Origin of the sequence: Agromyces protaetiae, from assembly GCF_004135405.1 — a bacterium.
In the GTDB taxonomy this organism is placed as follows: Bacteria; Actinomycetota; Actinomycetes; order Actinomycetales; family Microbacteriaceae; genus Agromyces; species Agromyces protaetiae.
Genome location: NZ_CP035491.1, coordinates 725,994 through 748,168, shown reverse-complemented (window position 1 = coordinate 748,168; position 22,175 = coordinate 725,994). Strand labels below are relative to the sequence as shown.

Here is a 22,175-nt window from a genome sequence, read left to right as displayed (position 1 = left end):
CGGTCGCGGCGCTCAGGCTCCGAGCAGCAGGAGGGCGTGGTAGACGACGTACACAGGCCAGACGATGGCCTGGAGCAGCCCCAGGATGACGCCCCAGAAGCTGCCGTCGGAGACCGAGATGAAGTAGATCGCCGCGCCGATGTAGGCGAGGAAGAAGAAGAACCCCAGGGCGCCCGAGTTGACGGTCGAGCCGCGATTACCGGATGTCACGGGGGTTCCTTTCAACGATCGGCGCCGTGTCGGCGCTCATGCCATTGTCGCGGGATCGCGCTCGCCGGGGAAGGGCGTCGCGCGGGAATCGTGCGGCCTCGAGCCGCTGGCGCGTCTATAGACTCTCGTCTATGGATTCCGTCGTCGAGGTGCCGCCGATCGCAGTCCTCGCCGACCCGACGCGCGCGCGCATCCTGCGGCTCATCCGCGATTCGGCCGACGGCCGTGCGCTCGTCAGCCGCCTGGCCGAGACGCTCGGGCTGCGCCAGCCGACGGTCAGTCACCACATGAAGGCGCTCCTGGCCGACGGGTTCGTCACGCGCGAGCCCGAAGGGCGCGTGGTCTGGTACTCGATCGCGCCCGATCGGTACGACGCGGTCGTCGCCCTGCTCGGCGACCCCGCCGAGGGCGCCCCCGAGTCCGAGCCCGACGTCGATCGCATCGTCGCCGACCTCGCGGTGCGCTTCCGTGGCGTGTTCGGCGCCGAGACGATCGCCGCGTACGTCGCCGAGAGCCGCGACCTCCTCGCGCAGCACGGCGCGCCGCTCCTTGCGTCGCGGACGGCCGCGTTCGCGGCGAGCCGTCTCGCGGCCGTCGCGCGGAGCGAGGTGCGCACAGTTTCGGATGCTTCGCCGTCGGCACCGCCCGAAGTCCTCTTCGTGTGCGTGCAGAACGCGGGGCGTTCGCAGCTCGCCGCGGCGATCCTGAAGCAGCTCGCGGGCGACCGCGTCGTCGTCCGCACAGCCGGGTCGGAGCCCGCGGCCGACGTGCGCGGGTCGATCGTGACCGCGCTCGATGAGATCGGGGTCGGGATCGGCGGAGAGTTCCCGAAGCCGCTGACCGACGAGGCCGTGCGCGCGGCGGACGTCGTCGTCACGATGGGCTGCGGTGACGCGTGCCCGGTTTACCCGGGCCGCCGGTACCTCGATTGGGATCTCGAAGACCCGGTCGGCAGGCCGGCGGCGACGGTACGAGCCATCCGGGACGACATCGACCGGCGGGTGCGCACGCTCATCGCCGAACTCGGCATCTGACCGACTCGCTTAATCCATAGACACTGATCTATGCTTTAGCCATGACCACCGTCAAGCCCACCGTCCTGTTCGTCTGCGTGCACAACGCCGGCCGCTCGCAGATGGCCGCCGGGTACCTCCGCGCCCTCGCGGGCGACCGCGTCGAGGTGCTCTCGGCCGGCTCCGAGCCGAAGGACGCGATCAACCCCGTCGCTGTCGCGGCCATGGCCGAAGAGGGCATCGACATCGCCGGGTACACCCCGAAGGTGCTGACGGTCGACGCCGTGCGCGAGTCGGATGTCGTGATCACGATGGGGTGCGGTGACGCGTGCCCGATCTTCCCCGGCAAGCGATACGAAGACTGGGAGCTCGACGACCCGGCCGGCCGGTCGATCGACGCCGTACGCCCCATCCGCGATGACATCAAGGCGCGCATCGAGGGGCTCATCGGCGAGATTCTGCCCGCCGGCTCGCGCTGAACCACGGATGCCTCGCCCGAATCGATCGGGCGAGGCATCCGTGTTCCGTCTCAGCCGGTTACGCGGCCGTCTTGCGCCGCGTCACAAGAGCGAACACGACGCCCGCGGCGCCGACGACGAGGCCGCCGACGCCGAGCCAGCGCGCGAGCGGGTCGGACGACGACGCGGCCGAGGCATCCGAGTCGCCCGAGGCATCCGCATCGCCTACCGTTCCCGCTTCATCGGATGCCGAAGCCCCGTGCCCGCCGTGCCCGTCGCCGCCCTCCTCGGCGGCCGTCACGACGACCACCGGCGCGGGGCTCTCGGGCTCCGAGCCGTCGTCGGTCGGCAGGTTGGCCCAGTCGGTCGAGCCGACCTCGCACTCCTGCAGCACGGGGAACGCGAGCGTCTCGCCCGCGGCGTCCTCGGGCAGGCGCACCTGCAGCTCGATCGTGTCGCGGAACCCGTCGGCGAGCGGCGTGACCGCCGTGTAGACGACCTTCGCGTCGCGGTCGACGAGGTTCGCGCCGTGCGAGTCCTTCTTCGGCTCGGGCAGGTCTTCGACGACCTTCTCGATCGTCCAGTTCGGGTTCACGGTCGGCGTCACGCGGTCGACGCCCTCGGGCATCGTGAACGTGAGCCGCGTCGTCGGGCTGCCCTCGCAGCCGTGGCCGACGCTGAACGTGATCACGGTGTACGAGCCCTCGGCGGTGCTCGACGGGGTACCCGTCACGTGCGCCGACGCCGCGAGCGGCGCGCCGAGGGCGAGGAGGAGGCCGCCGCCGAGCGCCGCGGAGGCGGCGACGGTCGTGCGGGTGCGGGTGTTCTTGGTGGCGGGGTGGTTCGTGGTCATGGGGTCTGCTCTCTGCACAGGTGTGCGCGCGGCAGCGTCGGAGAAGCGACGCGCGGTCGGCGCGCTCGAAGGTGAGTGGATGTCGCGGGGCGGCCGTCAGGCGGCCGCGAGCACGAGCGGCGGGCCGCGGTGCCGCCAGGAGAGCAGATGCCGGTCGCGGAGCGACGGGGCGGCACGGTCGAAGGCGTCCGCGCGCGCGGCGAGCGGATGCGGTGCGAGGGTCGCGGTGACGAGGGCGAAGGCGATCCGGATGCCTCGGGCCGCGGCCGCGAGCACCGAAACCGCGTGCACGGTCAGCCAGATGACCCCGATCGTCGCGAGCGCCGCGACCGCGTGGGCGACGAGCATCCACGGGCCGAAGTGGTCGACGTGGTCGGCGGCGTGCAGGCTCGGCGTGCCCATCGTCGGCATGGTCGACGCCCACGACGTGACGGCGGCGTGGTGTTCGTGGAGGGCCGACCCCGAGGCATCCGCCTGCTGCATGACGACCGAACCGGCGCCCGTGCCGGGAACACCCGAGCCGAGCGAATACAGCGTGTGCAGCGCGAGCTGCGCGGCGACCGCCGCGAAACCGGCGCGTGCCAGGCGGAACCGCTTGCCGCCCACGGCGAGAATCGAGAACGGCACCGAGAACGCGAGCGCGAGCGCCACCGCGAGCGGTCCGGGCGCGAGCCCGCCGCCGAGGGTGTGCGCGAGCGACGCGACGAACGTCGCCACACCCGCGACCGCCGCACCCCGGGCGACCCTTGCGCCCCGTTCCTCATGCACGGAGACCAGGGTAACCCGGCGCTCCGCGCCCGCGCGTCCGTGGTCTTCCGTGTGCGGGCGTTCGGATTAGGGACCGAGCGATCCGATCGCGACGACGTTCACCCCGTCAGCACGACGATACGAGGCTCCAGTGGCCGTGACCACGGTGAGCACGGGTCGGATGTCGCTGTCCACGTTCTTCGCGAACGCGAGGAGGGAGGCGGCGCCGACGTCGACGGTCTCGGTGGAAGCGCCGAGCTTCATCTCGAACCCCGCCCACGTCCCGTTCCGGAGTTGGATGATCGCATCGACTTCCCGGCCGGCGGAGTCTCGTGCGTGGGAGACCGCTCCACCGAGGGGCTGCGCGAGGACCCGCAGATCGTGCACGACCTGCGACTCGAACAGCTGACCGGCGTAACCCAGATCCTTGCGCAGTGCTCGTGCGTCGCCGCCGACGAGCGCGAGCGCAAGCGATGGGTCGGAGAGATGCCGCTTCGGCTCCTGGCGGAGCGTCGCCGAGGAACGGAGGTGTGCCGACCACGCGGGTTGGTCCTCGACCACGAAGATTCGCGTGAGTGCGTCGAGGTACTCCCGAACCGCGTCGCGCGACAGTGAGGCTTCGTCGCGGGCGAGTGTGGATATCGACGCCTCGGTGCCGACGTTGCGTGCGAGGGCGCCCATGAGGCGTCGAACCCTTCGAGGGTCGCGAACCTTGCCGGCGTTGTCCACGTCGACGGTTGCGACGGTGTCCACGTAGTCGCGGACGCTGTCGATGGCCGAGTCGTCGTCGAGATCTGCGAGCCCGGGCCATCCGCCGCGAGCGAGGCGCCGGAGGACCCCGTCGAGATCGAGCCGCGAGTTGCCGGCGCGCGGTGCTTCCCCGCCGAGCAGTGCCTCGAGCGAGACGCGCCCATCGGCATCTCCGGATTCATACAGTGACATGGTGCGCATTCGAAGCCGAGCGAAGCGGCCGGCTCCGGAATGGCGGATCGCATCTGCGGCCGGGGCGGTGGATCCGGTGAGGAGGTACTGCCCTCGTTCGCCGGAGTCATCCACGGCGCGGCGGACGGCGTTCCAGAGCTCGGGGTAGAGCTGCCATTCGTCGAGGAGACGGGGGAGTGCCCCCTCGAGGACGAGTGCCGGATCGACGGAGATCTGGCCCGGCACGGAAGGGTCGGTGTCGAGTCGGACGGAGCTCGCTGCGCGTCGGCTCGCAGTCGCGGTCTTCCCGCACGCCTTCGGCCCCTCGATGAGAACCGCGCCTGCCCGCTCGAGGGCGGCGTCCAGTTCGCCGTCAGCGACCCGTCGGATGTACGGCATGGCCTGATCTCCTCTCGAGTCGTCAATCTGCGAGCATCACAGTCGTCAATTCGCGTCAGATGTACCCGTCAATTTATCAGAACTTGAGTCGTCAGTTCGTGAACTCGACAGTCGTCAGTTTGCGAGCAGCCGGGCGCCCCGCTCACGCCATCGTGTCGAGGATCGCCGTCAGGTGCTCGAACGTCGTCCGCGGGTTCACGATCGCGAAGCGCGTGTTCGTGCGGCCCGCGTGGGAGCTCGGCACGACGAACGCGCGCTGTTCGTCGAGCAGCCGCGACGACCAGCGGTCGTAGTCGGCCTTCTCCCACCCGTCGCGCTCGAACACGACGACCGACAGCTGCGGCTGCCGTACGAGGGTGAACCCGTCTCGCCGTTCGATCTCCCGGGCGATGTCATGCGCGAGCGTGATCGACGCCGAGATCGCGTCGCGGTAGGCGGCGGCGCCGTACGTCGCGAGCGAGAACCAGAACGGCAGGCCGCGCGCCCGGCGCGTGAGGTGGGCCGCATAGTCGGACGGGCTCCACTCGGTCGACTCGGTCAGCGTGTCGAGGTACTCGGCGTGCTGCGTGTGCGCGCGGCGCCCGAGCTCGGGGTCGCGGTAGATGAGGGCGCACGCGTCGAACGGCGCGAAGAGCCACTTGTGCGGGTCGACGATGACCGAGTCGGCGGCTTCGACGCCTGCGAAGTACGGCCGCCCGAGCGGCGAGAGCATCGCGGCGAGCCCGTAGGCGCCGTCGATGTGCAGCCAGAAGTCGTAGTCGGCTTTGAGTGTGGCGATCGAGGCGATGTCGTCGACGATGCCGAAGTTCGTCGAGCCTCCGGTCGCGACGACGGCGAAGACGGATGCCCCGTGCTCCTCGAGTGCGGCACGCACGGCCTTGCCTTCGAGCGCGCCCGACGGGCCCGACGGCACGGGCACGACGTCGACGTCCATGATGCGACCGGCGGACGCGATCGAGGAGTGCGCCTCGACCGAGCACACGACCTTCCAGCGTGCGGGCGGTTCGGTGCCGTTCTCAAGACGGTGCGCGCGAGCCGCCTCACGCGCGGCGACGAGCGCAGACAGGTTGCCGAGCGTGCCGCCCTGCACGAACACGCCGCCCGCGCCGGCCGGCAGCCCGAACTCGGATGCGAGCCACGTGAGCACCTCGTTCTCGGCGTGGACGGCGCCCGCGCCCTCGAGCCACGAGCCGCCGTAGAGGGCGCTCGCCGAGACGACGAGGTCGAACGCCGTCGCGGCCTTCGTGGGCGCGAGCGGGATGAACGAGAGGTACTGCGGGTGGTCGGTCGTGATGCACGCGGGCGCGAGCACGTGCTCGAAGATCGACAGGGCACGGTCGGCTCCGAGGCCCTTCTCGGAGATCGTGCGGCCCGCGAGGCGCTGCAGCTCGGCCTCGGTCTCGGGCTTGTCGAGCGGGGTGTCGCTCGAGAGGATCCGGCGGCGCGAGTAGTCGAGCACGAGGTCGACGATGCGCTCGTTCTCGGAGGTCACCTCGTGCATGCGGTCGGCGAGCGGTCGGGCGGATGCCTCTGGCGCCGCGCCTGCGGCGGCGGTCGTCGTGGAATCGGCGGTCACGAGGCATCCTCTCGTTCTGAAGCAAACTCATCCGAGGGTACGCGCAACGCTCCGCACACGATCCGGTTCTCTGTGCAGGTATCCTGCGCATCCTCGATGTGAGCGCAATGAATCTGCGTGAACGGATGCCTCACTCGGCGGATCGTTCCGCGGGGTCGGTCATGTCGCCCGTCTCGGGCGTTCCGGGCACGCGCGAGTAGTGCAGTACGAGCGCTCCGCTCGATCCTGCGAGGGGCGGCGCGTCGAGCGCGAACTTCGCCGGGATCACCCCCTCGCCGAACGCGCGCTTCCCGATGCCGAGCGTGATCGGGTACACCCACAGGTTGAGCCGGTCGACGAGGTCGTACGCGAGGAGGCTCTGCAGGAGGTCGGAGCTGCCGATCACGTGGATCTCGTCGTGCAGCCCCTTGATGCGCTCGACCTCGGCCGCGACGTCGTCGCCGAGTTGCTCGGTTCCCGCCCACGTGAGCTCGAGGGGTGAGCGCGACGCGACGTACTTCGGCACGCGATTGAAGATCTCGGCGATCTCGCCGTCGATCTCGGCCGTCGGCCAGTACCCGGCGAAGATGTCGTAGGTCTTCCGGCCGAGCAGGAGCGCGTCGAGCCGCTGGATGCCCTCGTCGACGCTCGCGCCGACCTCGTCGTCGAACATGGGCGCCTGCCAGCCGCCGAACGGAAACCCGCCCTCGGGGTCTTCGTCGGGCCCGCCGGGCGCTTGGACGACGCCGTCGAGCGTCATGAACAGGTCGACGTGCAGTTTCCCCATGCGCCGGAATCTACGGTCGGGGTGCCCGGCCGTCAAGGCGCGGCGCTCGCGTGGGTGTCGCTGTCAGGAGCGGGGTGCATGCTTGACCCCGTGATCGCCGAGCATGCCGCAGAGTGGGCGCCGACGCATCCGACCGATCTGCGCCAGACCGTCGGGAGCCTGCGCCGCGGTCCGGGCGACCCGTCGTTCATGACGGATGCCTCGGGGTCGATCTGGCGGGCGACGCGCACGTCGTCGGGGCTCGCGACGCTGCGGCTCACGCAACTGCCCGAGGGGCGCGTCCGCGCCGAAGGGTGGGGGCCGGGGGCCGGCGACGTCGTCGCGCAGGCGCCCGAGCTCGTGGGCGAGCGCGACGACACGTCCGACTTCGACCCGATCCTCGACGTGCTGCGCGACGCGCACCGGCGGAATCCCGGCCTCCGCATCCCGCGCACGGCCGCGGTGTTCGAGGCGCTCGTGCCCGCGATCCTCGAGCAGAAGGTCATCACGCTGCAGGCGCACGCGTCGTGGCGACACCTGCTCAACCGGTTCGGCGAGGTCGCGCCCGGGCCGACGCCGCGGCCGATGCGCGTCTCGCCCACTCCCGAGGTGTGGGCGGTCGTGCCGGTGTGGGAATGGCACCGTGCGGGCGTCGACCCGCGTCGCTCCGCGACGATCTCGCACGCCGCGCGGTTCGCGTCGCGCATCGACGAAGCGGCGCGGATGTCTCCCGCCGACGCCGCGGCGAGGCTCACCCATTTCCCGGGCGTCGGCCCGTGGACGGCGGCCGAGGTCGCCCAACGAGCCCTCGGCGACGCCGACGCCGTCTCGGTCGGCGACTACCACCTGGCGAACTACGTCGGCCACGCCCTCGCGGGCCGCGACATGACCGACGACGAGATGCTCGAGGCGCTCGCGCCCTGGGCCGGTCACCGCTACCGGGTCATCCGGTTGCTCGGCGCCGCGGGCCTCCGCGGCCGCCCGCGCCGCGGCCCACGCATGGAGTTCGTCGACCACCGCGCCCGCTGACCGGCCTTTCTCCCGCTTCTCTCTCATTTCCTCCCCTTCCGCTTTCCCGCGAAGTCGCGCAAATGGTCGTTTCCGGAGGCGAATGCCGACACTTTGAGCGACTTCGGCGAGGGGTGGAGGGGGCGGACGCGCCGAGCGGGTGAGCGTAGCGCACGCCCGAGACATCCGCCCCCGAGGCCTCCGCCGCTCGAATACGCTGACGGAATGCCTCGCTTCGACCTGGCGCCCGCGGAGCTGCGGGCGTACCGCCCCGAGATCGCCGAACCCGCCGACTTCGACGAGTTCTGGCGCACGACCCTCGCCGAATCGCGCGCGCTCGCGACCCCGCCGACGCTCACGAAGATCGACTCGCCGCTCACGCTCGTCGACGTCTACGACGTGAAGTTCAGCGGCTTCGGCGGCGACCGCGTCTCGGGCTGGTTCATCGTGCCGGCCGGCGCGACCGCGCCGCTCCCGACGATCGTCGAGTACCTCGGCTACGGCGGAGGCCGCGGGCTCCCGCACGAGCGGCTCGGCTGGGCCGTGGCGGGCTACGCGTGGTTCCTCATGGACACGCGCGGGCAGGGCAGCGGCTGGGGCGCGGGCGGCGACACTCCCGACCCGCACGGCACGGGCGCCTCGAGTCCCGGGTTCATGACGCGAGGCATCCACGACCCCGCCGAGTACTACTACCGGCGTGTCTTCACCGACGCCGCGCTCGCCGTCGACGCCGTCCGCTCGCTCGACGCCGTCGACGAGTCGCGCGTTGCCGTCACGGGCATCAGCCAGGGCGGCGGCATCGCGATCGCCGCCGCAGGGCTCAGCGAGGGGCTCGTCGCCGCGATGCCCGACGTGCCGTTTCTCTGCCACTTCGAGCGCGCGGTCGGCTTCACCGACCGCGACCCGTACAACGAGGTCGTGCGCTACCTGTCGGTGCATCGGGATGCCTCGGAGCGGGTGCTCCGCACCTTGTCGTACTTCGACGGGGCGAACTTCGCGCTCCGCGCGACGGCGCCGGCACTCTTCTCGGTCGCGCTCCTCGACCCGATCTGTCCGCCCTCGACGGTGTACGCGGCCGCGAACCGGTGGGGCGTCGGAGCCGAGGTCGTCGAGTACGCCTTCAACGAGCACGAGGGCGGGCAGGCCGTGCAGTGGCAGCGGCAAGCGGAGTGGCTCGCGGCGCGACTCGCGGCGCCGGTCGAGTAGCGGCGCTCAGCCGCGCGGCAGCGCGAGGATCCGCTCGAACGCGGCGTCGGCGACGGGGTCGACGACCTGCGCCTCGGGGTGCGCGTCGTACCAGTCGATGATCTCGCGGGCGGCGCGGTCGAACGTCATCGTCGTGGTGAACTCGGGGACGAGCGCCTTGACCTTGGAGTTGTCGAACACCATCGAGTTCGACTTGTCGCCGACGAGGCCCGGGCCCCATTCGGGGTGGACGGCCGCGATGGTGTCGCTCGCCACGTGCACCAGTTCGGGTTCGACGCCGGCGGCGGCCCCGAGCCATCCGTAGATCTGGTTCCACGTCGGGGCGTGGTCGCTCGTGATGTGGAAGACGTCGCCGACCGCGACGGGGTTGTGCAGGAGCCCGACGAACGCGACGGCGAAGTCGCGCGCGTCGGTGACCGTCCAGAGGCTCGTGCCGTCGCCGTGGACGACGACGGGCTTGCCGGCGCGCATGCGCGCGATGTCGGTCCAGCCGCCGAGGGTCGGCAGGCGGGTGCGGTCGTAGGTGTGCGAGGGGCGGACGATCGTGGCGGGGAAGCCGCGGTCGCGGTACGCGCCCACGAGGAGGTCTTCGCACGCGATCTTCTCGCGCGAGTACTGCCAATACGGGTTGCGGAGCGGCGTCGACTCGGTCACGGGCAGGCGCGACGGCGGCGTCTGGTAGGCCGACGCCGAACTGATGAAGACGTACTGGCCGACACGGCCCTCGAAGAGCTCGAAGTCGGTCTCGATGTGCCCGGTCGTGAACGCGACGAAGTCGGCGACGACGTCGAAGGCGCCGCCGTCGCGTTCGGCGGCGTCGATCGCCGCACGCGCGGCCGAGGCATCCCGGATGTCGGCGACGACCTCGCGAACGCCTTCGGGCAGCGGCCGCTCGGCCGACGTGCCGCCGCGATTCAACACGGTCACGTCGTGTCCGACGGCGACCGCGCGCTTCACGCACGCCGAACTGATGGTGCCGGTGCCGCCGATGAAGAGGATGCGAGAGCTGCTCATGACGTCATCGTGACACGAAGTGGCAAACGGGTGGAATGTCATTGCCGCCCCGCGCGTTCGCCGTTGGTATGACCACAACACGATTCGGAATCATCGGCGCAGGGCACATCGGCGGCACGCTCGCGAAGGGCCTCGTCGAGCGCGGCCACGAGGTCGTCATCGCCAACTCGCGCGGCCCCGAGACCCTCGCCGAACTCGTCGCAGAGCTCGGCCCGCTGGCTCGCGCCGCGACAGCCGAGGAGGCCGCGGAGGCGGGCGAGGTCGTCATCGTCGCCGTGCCCTTCAAGGACATCGAGGGCGTGCCCGCCGCACCGCTCGCGGGGAAGATCGTCATCGACACGGACAACTACTACTGGGAGCGCGACGGCCACGTCGAAGCCCTCGACGAGGGCCGTGCGACGGTGTCGGGCCTGCTGCAGGAGCATCTCGTCGGCGCGAAGGTCGCGAAGGCGTTCAACAACATCCGGTCGGACGAGATCCTCACGACGGGCGCACCTGCGGGAACGCCCGATCGGCGCGCCCTCGCGACGGCGAGCGACTTCCCCGAGGCGGCCGAGTTCGTGACCGCGCTCTACGACGAGTTCGGGTACGACTCCGTGAACATCGGTCCGCTCTCCGAGAGCTGGCGCGTCGAGCGCGACCGGCCCGCGTACGTCTCGCGGCAGAACGCGCAGGAGCTAGAGGCGAACCTCGCGATCGCGCCGCGCACGATCTGACGGATGTCTCGGGGGCGCCCTGTGCTCAGGGGCCACGCCGGGACGGCTCCTCCACATCCGGTCATCCTGAGGTCTTCTCCACAGTCGTTCTGAAGACTGACGCCGAGGGTCTCGGGCATTCATAGGCTCGCGCCATGAGCGACTGGAGCGCGCAAGCGGCCGAGTACCTGCTGGATGCCTCACGCTGTCCCCGCTGCAACGCGCGGCTCGGCGCGGTGCCCGTGTGCGGCGCCTGCGGCGCCGACCTCCGAGGTGAGGTCGGCGCGGGGCTGTACGCTGCCTCCGAGCGGGCCGCGCACGCGGTGCTCGAGCGGGCGAGACTCGTGGCTGCGGTACCGGTGCTGGTCGCAGATGAGCGAGCCGAGGCGCTCGGATCGCGACGCGTCGTCGAGCGGGCGGATGTCTCGACCGGCCCGTCTGCAGCGTCGGCACCGTCGCGGCCGGCACCGGCCCCCGCAGCGGCAGCGGCAGCGGTTGCGGTGGCGCCGGTGGCGCCGGGTGCCGCCTCGCAGATCAGCGTGCAGTCGGTGCTCGCCGTCGCGGGCGCGGGCTTGCTCGCGATCGCCGCCATCGTCTTCACGTTCTTGAACCCCGACGTCGGATTCGGCATGCGCACGCTCGTGATCGCGCTCGTGACCGCGGGCTTCCTCGGCGGCGCGCTCCTGCTGCAGCGGCGCGGAGTGCAGTTCTCCGCCGAGGCGCTCGGCGCGCTCGGCATGGTCTTCCTCGCCCTCGACGTGCAGGCGTTCACCGAGGCGGGTGCGACCGACGGAGTGCGCTGGGCGCTCGGCGGCGTCGGATCGCTCCTCGCGGCCGGCACGATGGTCGTCGCCGCACGCGCCGCGCGCATCCGCACGTGGCTCTGGCTCGGGCTCGTGTGGCTCGCGCTCGTGCCCGCCATGTTCGGCTACTCGGGCGGCGGCTGGTTCGCGGCCTGGGGGCACGTCGGCGTGGTCGCCGTCGCCGCGCTCGCCATCCACGTCCTCGGATGGTTCGGGCTCGCCTTCGGCTCGGCGCTCCGCGCCGAGCGCGTCACGCTCGGGGTGCTCCAGTTCGCAGCCGTCGGTGTCGTGCTCCTCCAACTCCCGTTCCTGTGGTCGCCGTCGAACGCGCTCGCGGTGCTCGGTCGGGCGGCGCTCCTCGCGATCCTCGCGGTGCTCGCCGTCGTGACCGCGCGGCGCTGGCTCAGGCGCACCTGGAGCGCTTTCGCGGGCGTGCTCGCGGCTGCGGCTGCCGCGCTCGTGCCGTTCGCCTGGGTGAGTCTCACCGAGTCGCCGTGGCTCGTCGCCGTCGTGCCGCTCGCCGCGGGCATCGTGCTCGTGGCGACCGGTTGGGTCCGAAGCTCCGAGTGGGTCGCCGCCGCACAGCTGCGCACGGGCGTGCTCGTCGTGCTGCTCGCTTCGGCGCTGCCCGCCGTCAACATCGCCTTCTTCGCGGGCGGCATCTCACTGCTCGACTCGGTGTTCCGTCCGTACGGCGCCGCACGTCTTCTCGCAAGCGAGTCGGGCGCCGACCTCGGACTCGCGGCCCTGCTCGGCCTCGCCGCGGCATCCGCCGCCGTCATCGGCCACGCGTTCGCCGTTCGCCGCGTCGACCCGGCCGGGCACGCGACATCCCTGCTCACGACTGGCCTCTGGCTGGGTGCGGCTGCGGCCGCGGCGTTCGCCGGCTGGACGGGGATCGGCCCCGTCTGGCGCGTGGTGATCGTGCTGGTCGGCGCCGCCGCGGCGACGCTTCTGGTGCTCGTGCCCGGCTCTCGCGTCGCGCGCGCCGGTGCACGACTGCGTGCACCGTTCGTCGTGTTCGCGCAGGTCGCCGTGGGCCAGGCCGTCTTGCTGTCGTGGATCGACGCCGACCTGACCGTGCCGGTCGGCATTGCAGCGGTCGCCGTGCTGCTCATCGTCGCGCGACCGTTCAGATCGCCGGTCCGCGTCGTCCATCACGCCGTCGCCTACGCGTACGCGCTCGTCGTGCTCGCGACCGCGCTCGACCGCGCCGGACTCGAGCTGATCCCCGTGCTGACCCTCGTGACGAGCGCGGGTGCGTTGTTCGCACTCGCCGCGACGCTCACCCCGCGCGTCGACGCCCGCAACTGGTACGCCGTGCTCGGCGTCACGAGCGTGCCGTTCCTGATAGGCGTGGGCTCGGTGCTCGTCGAGCGCAGCGCCTGGACGGCGCTCTCGACCGGCCTCATCTTCCTGCTCGCGTTCACACTCGTGCTCACCCGCCGAGTGGGGCTCAGCCGACTCGTGCGAGCGGGCGCCGCAGCCCTGCTCGTTCCGGCGCTTTCTGTCGTGGTCGTGAGTCTCGCGGCCGGGTGGTTCGCGCAGTCGGGGTCGCCGATCGCGCTTCCCGTCATCGCCGGGATCGTCGCCGTCGCGGTGCCGGCGACGCCCGCGCTCACCGCGCTGCTCGTACGGCGGGGACGAAGCGAGCAGACCGGTTCGGCCGTGCGAGTCGCGATCGAGTCGTCGTCGCTCGTGACCGCCGTCATAGCCGTGCTCCTCTCGCTCGTACGCGAAGCGTCGGGACTCGGCACGACGACCGCCGTGCTCGTCATCCTCGGCCTCGGCGGTGCCGCGGCGAGCGTGTTCGCCGGTCGGCGCTACGGCTGGTGGGCGGCGGCAGCCGCGTGGACCGGAGCGCTGTGGTGCCTCCTCGCCCTGAACGGCGTCGCCGTACTCGAGCCCTACACGCTTCCGCCCGCACTCGCGGCCGTCGTCGTCGGCGTGATCGCCGTCGCTCGCCGCGGCAGCGGCGGACCGCTCGTCGCGAGCGGCCTGGCGGCGGCGATCGTTCCGTCGGTCGTGCTCGTCGCGACGGGGGCCGCAGGCGCCGAGGTGCGCGTCTGGGCGCTCTTCGCGGCCGCGGCGGTCTTGACCGTCGCGGGCGGATGGCTCGGGGGCCGATGGCTCGCCGACTCGGGTCATATCGCCCGGTTGCGCACGACGGCGCTCGTGGCGGCGATCGGGGCGAGCGCGGCACTGCCGTTCGAGGCGATCCGTTGGGCGAGCGGAGTCGACCTCGCGCCCGGCGTCGCCGACGAGCAGGTCATGCTGCCCGTGCTCGGGATCTCGGTGCTCGCTGCCGCCGTCGCGGCGGTCGCGGGCTCGCTGCTTCGGCGCGGGGGCGAGAGAGGTCTGCGCGACGGTGCCTTCGGCCGGAAGCTCGCGGCCTCCGGATGGACGCTCGCTCCGGCATTCGTGTTCCTCGTGGCCGGTCCGATCTTCGCAGTGCGAGTCCACCCCTTCCCGATCTGGACGCTGTGGGGGCTCATGACCGCCCTCCTCCTCACCTCCCTCGCGAGCGTGGTGCTCGCGCGACGAGGAGCGCCGCTCCGCGGCATCCTCCCGCCGTTCTGGTTCGTCTACGGTGTCGCGTGGATCACGGGCGTCGCAGGATGGAGTGCGCGAGAGCTCCGCGTCGAGGTGTTCTCCCTGCCGCTCGGGCTCGCGGTGCTCGCAGCGGGCATCATCGGGATGGGGGTGCAGCGCGAGGCATCCGCACGCCGTTCGCTCGACTCGTGGCCGCTCGGATTCACTCGATCGTGGTGGCTCCTCGGTCCCGGCATCGCCCTGACCGTCCTGCCGTCGATCCTCGCGACCGGCACCGACCCGCAGCTCTACCGGCCGATCATGGTCATCGGGCTCGCCCTCGTCGCGATCCTCGTGGGTGCCACCCGCAAGCTCGCGGCGCCGTTCATCCTCGGTCTCGCGGTGCTGCCGCTCGAGAACGTCGTCGTGTTCGCCGCCCAACTCGACCGCACGGTCGGTGCGATGCCGTGGTGGATCACGCTCGCGACCGCGGGCGGCGTACTGCTCGCGATCGCCGTCGGCTCCGAGGGGAGGGCGAACCAGGGCCGCGGCGTCGTGGCCCGGATGCGCGAGCTCAGGTAGGCGGGCGCGGCACGCACGCGATGTCGGCAGCGTGTGGTCGACTCGCCGCATGGGTTTCGATGCGCGGTTCCTCGGAGTCGAAGCGGCGATGCCGCGAGTCGGGGCGGCGGATGCCCCGGGCTGCGTCGTGCTCGACTACGTGCACTTCACCGTGGTGCTCGACAGCGCGGCGCGGCTGGCACGGGTCACCGGCGTGAACGTCGACGGCGGCTCGCTCGTCGACCTCGCACGCGGCGACGACTGGGAGCTCGACGAGCGGGTGCCGGCCGACTGGCAAGCGGGGCCCGAGGTGTACCGGGCGAACGACCTCGACCGCGGGCACCTCGTGCGGCGGCGCGACCCCGTGTGGGGTGCGCCCGCCGTCGCCGCACGGGCCAACGCCGACAGCTTCCGGTACCCGAACGCGGCGCCGCAGGCGTCGGGCTTCAACCAGTCGAAAGAGCTCTGGCTCGGACTCGAAGACCACGTGCTCGCCTTCGCCGACGCCGCCGATCTTCGGCTGTCGGTGTTCACGGCGCCCGTGCTCGCGGTGGGCGATCCGCCGTATCGGGGCATCCGCGTGCCGCTCCGGTTCTGGAAGATCGCAGCCTGGCGTCGGGGCGACGCGCTCGCCGCGGCAGGGTTCGTGCTCGACCAGTCGCCCGTCCTCGATCGCGACGAGCTCGATCGCGGGGCGCGGGCGGGCGCGTCCGACCCCGATGTCGGCCGGTCCGACGGCGGCGAGCCCGAGCTCGGGCCGTTCCGCACGTTCCAGGTGCCGATCGCCGACATCGCGGCGCTCACCGGGCTCGTCATGCCCGACCTCGTCGATGCAGATCGATTCCCGCCGACGCTGATCGCCGCAGGCTGGCGCCCGATCGAGGATGCCGGGCAGCTGCTGCTCTGACGGCGCGCACCGGGTGCGCTCGGCGCCTGCGCGCCGTAGCGTGGAACCACGGACGACGGCGTCGGGAGGGGCAATGGCGGTCATCGCGTGGATCGGGCTCGGACACATGGGCGGTCCCATGGCAGGACACCTCGTCGAAGCCGGGCACGAGGTGCGCGGGTTCGACCTCGACGGGACGGCGGTCGCGGCGGCAGCCGCGAGCGGAGTGCGGGCGGCGTCGAGCATCGCCGACGCGGTCGCGGGAGCCGACGCCGTGTTCACGTCGCTGCCGCGCAACGAGCACGTGCGCGAGGTCTACGGAGGCGCGGGCGGTGTGTGGGAGTCCGCACCCGAGCACGCGCTCCTGCTCGACACGTCGACGGTCGACGTCGCGACCTCGAGGTGGTGCCACGACGAGTCATCCGCCCGGGGGTTCGCGTTCGTCGACGCGCCCATCTCGGGCGGCATCGCGGGCGCGAAGGCGGGGTCGCTGACGTTCATGCTCGGCGGCGAGGCATCCGCCGTCGATCGTGCGCGTCCGCTCGTCGAACCGATGGCGGGGCACGTCTTCGACCTCGGTGACCCGACGCTGGGCATCGCCGCGAAGCTCGCGAACAATCTCATGCTCTTCGTCTCGCTCGTCGGCGTCGCCGAGGGGGCCCAGCTCGCGGCGTCGCTCGGGCTCGACCCGCAGCGGTTCTACGAGGTCGCGTCGGTGTCATCGGGGGAGTCGTGGCCCCTCCGCACTTGGTATCCGGCGCCCGGCGTCGTCGACTCGAGCCCTGCCGACCGCAACTACGACGCGACGTTCGCGGTCGCCCTCGCCGAGAAGGATCTCGCCTTCGCCGTGGCGGCGGCCGAGGCATCCGGTCTCCTCACGCCTGCGGCGCGCATCGCGCTCGACCAGTTCCGCACGCTCATCGCCGAGGGCCTCGGCGGCAAGGACGCGAGCCTCGTCGCGAAGTTCCCGTCGCCCGAGGGGCACGTCGCGGGGTACGACCCCGACGCCTGACCCGCGGCGGGTGTCGGCAGTCGTCGCGGATGTCGGCGGCCGGACACCGGCAGCGAGTGCCGACACGGGAGAGGGTCGGCCGACGCCGGGCGGCTCAGCCCGCGTGCTGCACGGCGGCGATCACCTCGGAGAGCCGGTCGCGGAGCGACCCGAGTTGGGCGAGTGACATCCCGAGCTTGTCGACGACCTGGGGCGGGATGCCGAGGGCCTGCTCGCGCAGGCGCCTGCCGGTGTCGGTGAGGGTGACGTCGAGGGCGCGCTCATCGCGCGCGCTGCGCGTGCGGGTGAGGTGGCCCTGCGCCTCGAGGCGCTTCAGGAGCGGCGAGAGGGTCGCGGGTTCGAGTTGGAGCGCGTCGCCGAGGTCGCGCACGGTGCGCGGATCGCGCTCCCAGAGGGCGAGCATGACGAGGTACTGCGGGTGGGTGAGGCCGAGCGGTTCGAGGATCGGCCGGTAGAGGCCGATGACGCCGCGGGCGGCGACGGCGAGGGCGAAGCACACCTGGTTCTCGAGCGCGAGCAGGTCGACGGGCGCTGCGGATGTCTCGGGCGACGCGGATGTCTCGGTGCTCATGCCGTCCATTCTGGCCGATGTGTATGCAAGCAGGCTAATAGTTAGTACACTAACGATATGCCGAGACGTGAAGCGAAGACCCGCACCGCGAAGTCCGCCGGCCGCGGCGGCTACGCGGGGTTCATCGACCGACTGAACGCCAAGCTCCTGCCGTACATCGGCCCGCCGCCCCTCGGCCCGTACGACGAGCCCGTCGTCGACGCCGACCACCCCGCACCCGTGCCGACGTGCCCGCTCTGCGGCGAGCCCATGCCCGACCACGTCATCGATCGGTCGGGGCCGCGCACCCAGTTGCACTGCCCGAGCCGCGCGGCCTGAGGGTCGCGGGGTCTCGAGACGCTTCGCTCCTCGACCACCGCGCTCCGAGGCATCCGCCCGACTCTCCCGGCCGCGCGCGAACGCACGCCGCTCGGTAGGCTCGTTCGCGATCGCGGGCGGAGCTGGAGGTGTTCGACGTGCGGTGGCCCTGGCAGCGAAAGCAGGAGCGGTTCAAGCCGTTCGACCGCTCCGCGCTGCCCGAAGTGCAGCCCGCCCCCTTCGAGGAGATGGTGCACGACGGCCTGCTCATGGCAGAGTCGGCGGCCCGCCTCGCCCTGAAGAACCGCTTCGTCGTGCAGGCGCTCCGCGGCGACGAACCCTACGATCCCGCACGGGCGCGCGCTGCCGCGCGAGAGGTGCTCTACGAACTCATCCGCGAGTCCGACGAGACGAGCGAGCTGTCGGCCGACGAGCGCGAGGCCGCAGCCCATCGCGACGGCCGGTCGAAGCACCAGCACGACTACCACCGCGCCGACGCGCTCAACCTGCGGCGCCGCGAGAAGGTGTACGCCGAGATCTCCAACCGGCTCGCGATGCTCCGTGACGACGACATCTACCTGACTGTGCTGGCCGTCCGGGCGCGCGACGCCGCGTGGGACGAGGTGGGCGCGGTCATCGAGCGCGCGCTCGACCGCGAGTGGCCCGTCATCGAGATCGACGCCGAGTACGAGCTCGCGCGCGACGAGCGTCTGCGCGAGCTGAACGACGACCTCGCACGCGAACTCGGCAAGCACATCGCGAAGCGCGAGATGCGCGACGAGCTCGACGACGCGTGGGGCGGCTGGGGCTGAGCGTCGTCGGCTGGGGCTGAGAAGCCCCGGCCGAGGTTGAGGCGGCCCCGGCCGGGGCTGGAACACGGCGTCTCGTCGGGCAGACGGCCGCGGGTCTTCTCGATCAGCCGAACAGCTTCCGCAACCAGCCGATGATCGTGATGACGATGACCGCGATGATCTGCGCCGGGCGAGGCGGCTGCGGCGGGGCGGGCGGCTGCGGCGGCTGCGGGTTCGAGGTCACGTTGAACCGGTAGTCGGCGTGCGTCGACAGTCCCGCCTCGGTCGTGACCGTCAGGCCGAACACGTGGCTGCCGCGTGCGAGCGAGGCGCCCGACCACTTGCCCGAGGAGGCGTCGGGGCACGGCGTCGACCGCCGATCGATCGTGCACGCGTAGGTTGCGATCGGCGAGCCGTCGGGGCCGGGCGCGGCCGTGAACGACAGTGTGCGGGTGCTCTGGCTCCACGCGAAGCCCGAGATCGTCGGCGGCGTCGGGTCGGGTTCGGGCTCCTCGGGCTCGGGCTCTTCGGGTTCGGCCACGTCGAGGTAGAAGGAGAGGCTCGTGGCCGTCTCGTCGACATGCTCACCCGGGGTGGCGAGCCAGGTCGAGACGCGGTACAGCCCATCGATCTCGTCACCGGGGTAGAGCTCGGCGAGCGGGAGTGCCGCGAATCGCTCGTCGGCATCGAGGAACGTCGCGAGCGCGCCGCAGCGTTCGCCGGGCGGCTGCGGGAAGGTGACGAACTCGATCTTCACGCACAGGTCGCCCGCGTACTCGCCCCAATCGGTCTGGCCGCCGATGAGGTACGGCACGAGCTGGGGCATCGCTTCGACGGTCGAGAGCGGTTCGATGTCACGTGCGAGCGCCGCACGGAACCGGTTGCCTGCCGACGGCAGGAACTCGACGGTCAGCGTCGACGACGCGCGCGTGCCGCCGGCCGCCTGCTGCACCACGAGCGGAATCGTGGTCGCGCCGATGTCGCCGACGTCTCCGATCGCCCGTGCGATGAGCACCCACTCGCCGCTCGGATCGTCGAACGCGGCGGTGACCGTGATCTTGCCGTCGAGCAGCACGAGGGTCGTGACCGGAAGTCCCGTCGCGGGGTCGACGATGCCGAAGTTGGTCGACTCGGCGGTGGAGCCCGCACCCGGGGCGATCCGTGCGACCTCGTAGTTCTGATCGCCGCCGACGGCGACGGGGACCTGCACCGAGATGCCGTGGGCCGAGTACGCGACCGTGCCGGACTGGGTCGGTGCGGGAGCGATCTCGGGCGGCAGGAGCGAGGGCCGCGCGGGGTTCGCGATCTCGAAGTGGCGGGTCGTGCTCGCGCCGAACCGGTCGGTGACCGTCACGTCGACGCCGCGGCTCGTGTCGGCATCGACGGGGAGCGTGTACGCGAGTGCGGCACGGTGCTCGGGGAAGTTCTCGGTGCGCACGGTCGAGCAGCTCATGGGGTCGATCGTGAGGCACGGCAGGTCGAGCTCCGCGACGGGGCCGGGCGTGCCGTCGAGCTTCGCGGGCCACTGCACGCTGACGGTGAAGTCGTCGGAAGGGATCTGCGCGCCGAACTGCGCCGAGACCTGCAGGCCGTCGATGCCGTCGTCGGCGAGGGAGAGTTCGAGGGCTTCGACGACCGGCGGCACGATCTGGAACTCGACGAGCCCCCACACGTCGTCGTCCACGCCGTCGGACGGATCGGTATCGTGCATGAGCACGCTCGCGCGGTACCGCCCCACTTCGGTCGGCTTGAACCGGGTGTCGTAGCCCACCGCCGGGTCCTGCACGTTCGACCAGAGCGAGGCGTCGACGTCGAAGCGCTGGATCGTCCACGTGTAGTCGTACCCCGTGGCGTAGCGGTCGAGATCGAAGTGGCCCTCGAGGTCGACGGGGTTCGGCCGGAGGATCACCGTGCGTCCCGGGATGAGCGGCCCGACGGCGGTCGGGACCGGGCCCCCGAGCTCGGAGGTCGAGTTCCCGACGAGCGTCGCGGTCACGAGTCCGCCATCGGCGTCGAGGTAGGACACGGAGTCGTCGGCCCGACTCGAGAACTCGTTGTCGGGGGTGATCGTCGTGAGCGTGAACCCGCCGACCGATGCCGGCGCGCGGGTGGCGAGCACCCGGTTGCCGTCGGGGTCGACGTAGCCGAACTCGAGACCGGGCTTCTCCCCGTCGCCCGTGTCGGTGATCATCCAGCCTTTGCTGAACCGCACGGTCGTGGCGACCCCGTCGACGGGGATCGAAAGCGAGTCCTGCACGCGCGACCCGGCGGAGTCGGTGACGAAGAACCGGAAGTCGTCGGGAGTGGTCGCGTTGTCGGCCCACAACGTGTCGTCGTCGGGCAGGTAGACGCCCGAGAACTTCTTGGTGCTCGCGCCCGTGATGATCTCGTTCACCCGAGCGATCATCGCCGGCGTGCGGTACGACGGGAGGTTCGCGTCGGTGAGGCCGGTTCGAATGGGGAGGCCGGCGAAGTCGCCGGAGAGCTCTTCCAGCCCGAACGGGTCGTCCGCCGCGTCGTTCGCGTCCTCGAGGCTCTCCCTGAGGCTCTGGCCGATCTCTTCGTACTCCACGAGCTGCCAGATCGACACGGCCGTGATGACGACACCGATGACGACGACCGCGACGATGCCCGCCGCTGCTGCGGCGCCGACGGTGGAGATCGCGACGGACGAGGTGACCGACGCTCCCGTTCCGGCGGCGAAGCTCGGCGTGAGGACGGACGAGGCGATCGCTCCGGCGACGAAGGAGGAGGCGGTGACGGATGCCCCGATCGAGGCGCCTGCGACGGCGGCGGCTCCCGCCGCGGCGCCGATGCCGCCCAACGCGAGCATCGCGCGGTTCGTGTCGCCGAGCGAATCCTGGATCGCGGGGGAGTTGAGCCGATCGAGCCCGAGCTCGGCGTAGTGGCGGTACATGGCCCACGCCCGGAAGTGCGCGGCCGAGGGCAGTGCCGGCGCGAAGACGAACGCGCTCTCGAGCACCGTGTGGCGCCGCGCACACCAGGCGATGACGTCTTGCGGGAGGCCGACGGGTTCGGTGACGAACGCGGGGGCCGCCGGAGGCGTGTAGCCGCACTCGGCGGCCTGGTACGAGTTGTACTCGTCGAGCGCCCACTGGGCCAGTTTCTGGTCGGTAGTGGCGAACCTGGACTCGACGAACTCGAGTGCGAGCAGTTCGTTGGCGGTGAGTTCCACGCCGTAGACGGCCTTGTCGGCGATGTCGAGGATGCGGGAGATCATGTAGGCCCGGATCTGGTCGCCCGCGTAGAGCGAGAGGCGACCGTCGGCGGGGACGTCGTAGAGGGCTGCGACGGCGTTCTTGGCCTCCTGCATGAGCCACCCGAGCGCCGAGAACGCGCCGGCCTCGTCGGCCGAGAGGAAGTCTTCGATGCCGCCGACCTGCAGCGGGGTCGGGTCGACGTTCGTCGGCGAGCCGACGCAGAGCGTGCCGGAGGTCGGGTCGTTGCTGCCCGATCCGTCGAGCGGCACGCACTGCGGGGCCGGAAGGGTGGCCGAGTTGCCGATCTGCACGCCGCCGCCGTCGAGGACGATGATGTTGTTGATCACGCCGGGCTCGGCCGTGAGGTATGGGACTGTGGAGCTCGCGATGACGATGTCGTCGCCTTCTTCGGCCGCTGCCGGCGTCGCGGCGAGCGGAGTGACGAGCGCCGCCGCGGCCGTGAAGGTGAGGAGCACGGAGAAGCGCCGCCGCTTCTTGGAGGACGAGTTCGTGAACACGCGGGACACGCCGGATCGCTTCATCGCAGAACCCCTTATGTGGACGTACCATTCCACTTAGGAGAAGAATGGCACTGAACACAGATGGCCCCCATCCCCCGTCTGGGGGGCAAGAGTCCGGGGGCAAGCAGCGCGGCG

Annotated in this window: 19 protein-coding genes; 10 read left to right on the top strand and 9 right to left on the bottom strand. The window is 71.5% G+C overall.

Translation table 11 applies throughout. The features are described 5' to 3' along the window. Positions 1 to 12: 12 nt before the first annotated feature. A complete protein-coding gene (locus tag ET445_RS03440; RefSeq protein ID WP_129188855.1) occupies positions 13 to 210 on the bottom strand; it encodes a hypothetical protein in 198 nt (65 codons plus the stop codon). A gap of 131 nt (positions 211 to 341) precedes the next feature. Between ET445_RS03440 and ET445_RS03435 the strand changes: the two genes are divergently transcribed. Further along, a complete protein-coding gene (locus ET445_RS03435) occupies positions 342 to 1,244 on the top strand; it encodes a metalloregulator ArsR/SmtB family transcription factor (RefSeq protein WP_208008520.1) in 903 nt (300 codons plus the stop codon). Positions 1,245 to 1,285: 41 nt separating this feature from the next. After that, on the top strand, positions 1,286 to 1,702 hold the full coding sequence (locus ET445_RS03430) for an arsenate reductase ArsC (RefSeq protein WP_129188851.1): 417 nt from the start codon (positions 1,286 to 1,288) through the stop codon (positions 1,700 to 1,702). Positions 1,703 to 1,760: 58 nt separating this feature from the next. Here ET445_RS03430 and ET445_RS03425 read toward each other — a convergent pair whose 3' ends face one another. From ET445_RS03425 to ET445_RS03405, 5 genes are all read right to left on the bottom strand, one after another. Next, a complete protein-coding gene (locus ET445_RS03425; RefSeq protein ID WP_129188849.1) occupies positions 1,761 to 2,534 on the bottom strand; it encodes a YcnI family copper-binding membrane protein in 774 nt (257 codons plus the stop codon). Positions 2,535 to 2,630: 96 nt separating this feature from the next. Then, positions 2,631 to 3,302: a hypothetical protein gene (locus tag ET445_RS03420; RefSeq protein ID WP_129188847.1), complete on the bottom strand. Its 672-nt coding sequence runs from the start codon at positions 3,300 to 3,302 to the stop codon at positions 2,631 to 2,633. Positions 3,303 to 3,368: 66 nt separating this feature from the next. Continuing rightward, a complete protein-coding gene (locus ET445_RS03415) occupies positions 3,369 to 4,601 on the bottom strand; it encodes an ATP-binding protein (protein WP_129188845.1) in 1,233 nt (410 codons plus the stop codon). Between the two features lie 142 nt (positions 4,602 to 4,743). Further along, positions 4,744 to 6,102, bottom strand: a complete 1,359-nt coding sequence (locus tag ET445_RS03410) for a pyridoxal phosphate-dependent decarboxylase family protein (protein ID WP_129192387.1) — start codon at positions 6,100 to 6,102, stop codon at positions 4,744 to 4,746. A gap of 205 nt (positions 6,103 to 6,307) precedes the next feature. Further along, positions 6,308 to 6,943 (bottom strand): dihydrofolate reductase family protein, encoded by a 636-nt coding sequence (locus tag ET445_RS03405; RefSeq protein ID WP_129188843.1) that lies wholly within the window; start codon positions 6,941 to 6,943, stop codon positions 6,308 to 6,310. Positions 6,944 to 7,021: 78 nt separating this feature from the next. On the opposite strand from ET445_RS03405, the gene ET445_RS03400 reads away from it, so the two are divergent. Both ET445_RS03400 and ET445_RS03395 read left to right on the top strand, forming a co-directional pair. Continuing rightward, positions 7,022 to 7,951 (top strand): DNA-3-methyladenine glycosylase family protein, encoded by a 930-nt coding sequence (locus ET445_RS03400; RefSeq protein WP_208008517.1) that lies wholly within the window; start codon positions 7,022 to 7,024, stop codon positions 7,949 to 7,951. A gap of 204 nt (positions 7,952 to 8,155) precedes the next feature. Next, positions 8,156 to 9,136, top strand: coding sequence for an acetylxylan esterase (locus ET445_RS03395; RefSeq protein WP_129188841.1), 981 nt, complete (start codon positions 8,156 to 8,158; stop codon positions 9,134 to 9,136). Between the two features lie 6 nt (positions 9,137 to 9,142). On the opposite strand, the gene ET445_RS03390 is transcribed toward ET445_RS03395, so the two are convergent. Further along, positions 9,143 to 10,150 carry an NAD-dependent epimerase/dehydratase family protein gene (locus ET445_RS03390; protein ID WP_129188840.1) on the bottom strand — a complete coding sequence of 336 codons (1,008 nt, stop codon included), beginning with the start codon at positions 10,148 to 10,150 and terminating at the stop codon, positions 9,143 to 9,145. Positions 10,151 to 10,218: 68 nt separating this feature from the next. On the opposite strand from ET445_RS03390, the gene ET445_RS03385 reads away from it, so the two are divergent. The 4 genes from ET445_RS03385 (at position 10,219) to ET445_RS03370 (ending at position 16,639) form a co-directional block, all read left to right on the top strand. Continuing rightward, positions 10,219 to 10,866: an NADPH-dependent F420 reductase gene (locus tag ET445_RS03385; protein ID WP_129188838.1), complete on the top strand. Its 648-nt coding sequence runs from the start codon at positions 10,219 to 10,221 to the stop codon at positions 10,864 to 10,866. 134 nt (positions 10,867 to 11,000) lie between these two features. Continuing rightward, entirely contained in the window at positions 11,001 to 14,762 is a 3,762-nt protein-coding gene (locus tag ET445_RS03380; protein WP_129188836.1) for an SCO7613 C-terminal domain-containing membrane protein, read from the top strand. A gap of 49 nt (positions 14,763 to 14,811) precedes the next feature. Next, the gene (locus ET445_RS03375) at positions 14,812 to 15,648 is read left to right on the top strand and encodes a DNA/RNA non-specific endonuclease (RefSeq protein WP_129188834.1); all 837 of its coding nucleotides are present in this window, start codon (positions 14,812 to 14,814) and stop codon (positions 15,646 to 15,648) included. A 73-nt stretch (positions 15,649 to 15,721) separates the two neighbouring features. Continuing rightward, positions 15,722 to 16,639 (top strand): NAD(P)-dependent oxidoreductase, encoded by a 918-nt coding sequence (locus ET445_RS03370; protein WP_129188832.1) that lies wholly within the window; start codon positions 15,722 to 15,724, stop codon positions 16,637 to 16,639. A gap of 94 nt (positions 16,640 to 16,733) precedes the next feature. On the opposite strand, the gene ET445_RS03365 is transcribed toward ET445_RS03370, so the two are convergent. Next, entirely contained in the window at positions 16,734 to 17,210 is a 477-nt protein-coding gene (locus ET445_RS03365) for a MarR family winged helix-turn-helix transcriptional regulator (RefSeq protein WP_129188830.1), read from the bottom strand. Between the two features lie 57 nt (positions 17,211 to 17,267). Between ET445_RS03365 and ET445_RS03360 the strand changes: the two genes are divergently transcribed. Together ET445_RS03360 and ET445_RS03355 are read left to right on the top strand one after the other, a co-directional pair. Beyond that, positions 17,268 to 17,528, top strand: coding sequence for a hypothetical protein (locus tag ET445_RS03360; protein WP_243695308.1), 261 nt, complete (start codon positions 17,268 to 17,270; stop codon positions 17,526 to 17,528). 128 nt (positions 17,529 to 17,656) lie between these two features. Further along, a complete protein-coding gene (locus tag ET445_RS03355) occupies positions 17,657 to 18,319 on the top strand; it encodes a hypothetical protein (protein ID WP_129188828.1) in 663 nt (220 codons plus the stop codon). Between the two features lie 103 nt (positions 18,320 to 18,422). Here the strand turns inward: ET445_RS03355 and ET445_RS03350 are convergent, their stop codons facing one another. Continuing rightward, complete coding sequence (locus ET445_RS03350) at positions 18,423 to 22,061, bottom strand: hypothetical protein (RefSeq protein ID WP_129188826.1); 3,639 nt, start codon at positions 22,059 to 22,061, stop codon at positions 18,423 to 18,425. Positions 22,062 to 22,175 lie beyond the last annotated feature (114 nt).